The sequence below is a fragment of the uncultured Sphingomonas sp. genome (genome assembly GCF_964250165.1).
Taxonomy (GTDB): Bacteria; Pseudomonadota; Alphaproteobacteria; order Sphingomonadales; family Sphingomonadaceae; genus Sphingomonas.
In genome coordinates this window covers 1-2999 of record NZ_CAXUEK010000050.1, presented here as the reverse complement: position 1 = coordinate 2999, position 2999 = coordinate 1, and the positions used below count along the sequence as shown (strand labels likewise).

General features: G+C 73.7%; 2 pseudogenes (1 of these 2 running past the window's edge). Both read right to left on the bottom strand.

The window, feature by feature from the left end:
- Window positions 1-2463 (bottom strand): annotated as a pseudogene (gene addA / locus ACFE64_RS10770) (double-strand break repair helicase AddA) (it extends 1047 nt beyond the left edge of the window).
- Between the two features lie 156 nt (window positions 2464-2619).
- Window positions 2620-2999: pseudogene (locus ACFE64_RS10765) on the bottom strand (double-strand break repair protein AddB); the annotation flags it as partial.

The following is a 2999-nucleotide window of genomic DNA, read 5'->3' as shown; positions in this document are numbered from 1 at the left end:
GAAGTGGTTGGCGTCGGCGGCGTGGATCGGCTGGCGGTACTTCATCCGCTTGAGCACGACGAAGGTCGTGTCGAGGAACGGCACGGCGAGGATGACCAGCGGCGCCTGCAAGCCCTTCGCGCCGTGCGCGGTCATCACCCGCACCGCATCGAGCGGCGCCGACGGATCGCGCACGATCTCGACGTCGCCGCGATCGAACCAGTCGAGGAAACGCTGCAGCGACGGCGTCGTCGCGCGCTCGAACTGGAGCGCGGCGTTGAGCAGCTCCTCGATCGGATCGCGGGCTTCCGGCCCCAGCCGCGCCAGCAGCTTGCGCCGCCCGTCCAGCGGCCCCGACAGCAGCTCCTCCAGCAGCTGGTAGGGCGTGGCGATGTCCGCGCGCGCCAGCATCGCGCCAAGCGCCGGCGGCGCCCGCCGGCCGAGATGGCGCCACAGGCTGCCCCGGCGCGGCGCGGCGGCGGCGAGCAGCTCCTCCTGGCTCCAGCCGATCAGCGGCGACACCAGCAGGTTGGCGAGGCTCAGATCGTCGTCCGGCTGGAGCACGAAGCGGATCGCGGCCAGCAGGTCCTGCACCGCCAGCGGCGCGTTGAGCCGCAGCCGGTCGACGCCCGCCACCGGTACGCCCTCGGCATAGAGCCGTGCGACCAGGAGCGAGGCGAGATCGCCGCGCCGCTTGACCAGGATCATCACGTCCTCTGGCCGCAGCCGCGTGCCGTCGCGCTTGCGGACCGCCGGATCGGCGAGCCAGCCCTTGACCGCCTTCGCGATGCGACCGGCGAGCAGGCGCACCGGCTCGTCCACCCAGCCCTCCTCGCCTTCGCCCTCCGCCTCGCCGCCCGCGACCACCGGCGGCCACAGCGTCACCTGCCCCGGTCCCGCCACCTCGCTGGCATGCGCCGCGACCGGAGCGAACGCGCCGAGCCCCGGCGCCGGGATCGCGCCCAGCGCCGCATCGACGAAGCTCAGCACCGGCCAGGTCGACCGGTACGACTGGGTGAGCGAGAGCTGTTCGAGCGGCAGCCCGCGCTCGGCCGCCGGCCAGCTCTCGTCGCCCAGCGCCGCGCGCGCACGCTCGCTGAAATGGCGCTCGGCCGCCGCGAAGTTGATCGGGTCGGTCCCCTGGAAACCGAAGATCGCCTGCTTGAAATCGCCGACCGTGAACAGCGTCCGCGTCGACGGCGCAAAGATGCCGCGGCCCTGGAAGAACTCCTCCACCAGCGCGCGCACGATCGCCCATTGGTGCGCATTGGTATCCTGCGCCTCGTCGATCAGGACATGCTGCGTGGTCAGGTCGAGTTTGTAGCGGACCCAGTCGCCGATCCCGGGCTGGCGGAACAGCGCCACGACGGTGCCGATCAGGTCGTCGAAGTCGACCGCGCCCGCCCGCCGCTTGGCGTGGGCATAGGCCCGGGCATAATCGCGCCCGACCTCCAGCCCGTCCGCGAGCAGATCGGCATAGGCGGCGCGATCGACCATCGACAGCAGATCCAGGCAATGGCCGCCCAGGGCATGGCTGAGCTCGACCAGCTCGGGCTCGACGGCGAGGATCTTGGCCCCGTGCTTGAACGGCGCACCCGAGCCGGTGAACACCGCGCCGAGCAGCTCGCGCAGCGACGTGGCGCGCCCGGCCGGTTCGGCGGCGAGCCAGCGTTCGGCGGCGCCGGCGCGCTTGTCGCCCGTCGCGGTGCCCCACGCCCGGTTGGCGGCGACCACCCGGCGCACCGCGTCGAGGTCGATCGCCGCGCAGCCTTCGTGCAGCGCCGCCTCGATCGGCCCGGTCGGCAGGTCCAGCTGCCGCCGCAGCCAGGGCTGGACCCCGCTCGGCAGCGCCTCCAGCGCCGCGGACGCGCGCGCGCAGGCGTGGAGGAACTGCTCCGCCCCACCCTCGCCCAGGCGCAGGCTGAGCGCGCCGATCACCGTCACGGGCCGTCCGCGCCCTTCGGCCTCCGCCTCGGCCAGCATCCCGGCCAGCGTCTCGCGCTGGAGCACCGCCTCCTCGCGGGCCTCCAGCGGCCGGAACCCCGGCGTCAGCCCCGCCTCGACCGGAAAGGCCGCGAGCAGCCCCTGGCAGAAGCCGTGGATGGTCTGGATGCGCAGGCCGCCGCCCGGCGCGTCGAGCACGCGGGCGAACAGCGTGCGCGCCAGCGCGATGCGCTCCTGCGTGGGGCGCTCGCCGAGCGCCAGCAGGTCGCGGCCGAGCTCGGACGACGGCATCCGCACCCAGGCGGCGAGGCGCTGCGCGATGCGATCCGCCATCTCCGCAGCGCCGGCCTTGGTGAAGGTGAGGCACTGGACGCCGCCCGGATCGACGCCGCGCAGCAGCAGCCGATAGACGCGCGCGGCGAGCACCTGCGTCTTGCCCGTCCCGGCCGAGGCGGACAGCCAGACATGCGCCTCCGGATCGCTCGCCTGCCGCTGCGCGCCCTGGAGCGGCGGCAGGGGAGGGCTGGCGGCGCCGCTCACCTTGTCCTCCACCGGAGCAACGCTCCGGGGGAGGGGGACCATCCGCCCCCTGGGGCGGATGGTGGAGGGGGTTTTCGGAGGGCGTCGCCCCATCCCCCTCCACCACCGCTTCGCGGCGGTCCCCCTCCCCCGCTAACGCGGTGGCGGACGAGACGGTCACTCCCGCCCATACCACTCGTCCTGCCGCATCAGCTGGTCATAGTCGCCGTAGGGCGCATGTTCGGGGTGCAGCTTGGCGGTGAACGGCGCGTCGCCGGTCAGCCATTGGCCCGCGGCCTCGGCGAAGTTGCGCGCGGCGATCGCGGTGAACTCGGCCGTCACGATCCGGTCGCGCGCGCCGTTCGGGTCGACGGGCGACGCCAGATTGCCGAAGCCGTCGCCCTTGCGCGTCAGCGACCAATATTCGAAGGCCGATGCCCGGCCCGCCAGCCCGTCGAACCCGCCGCGCTCGGCGATCAGGCCGAGCAACCCCAGCTGCTGTGAATAGCCCTCGCGCACCGCCGCCGCGGACGGCGCCTTGCCGGTCTTGTAGTCGA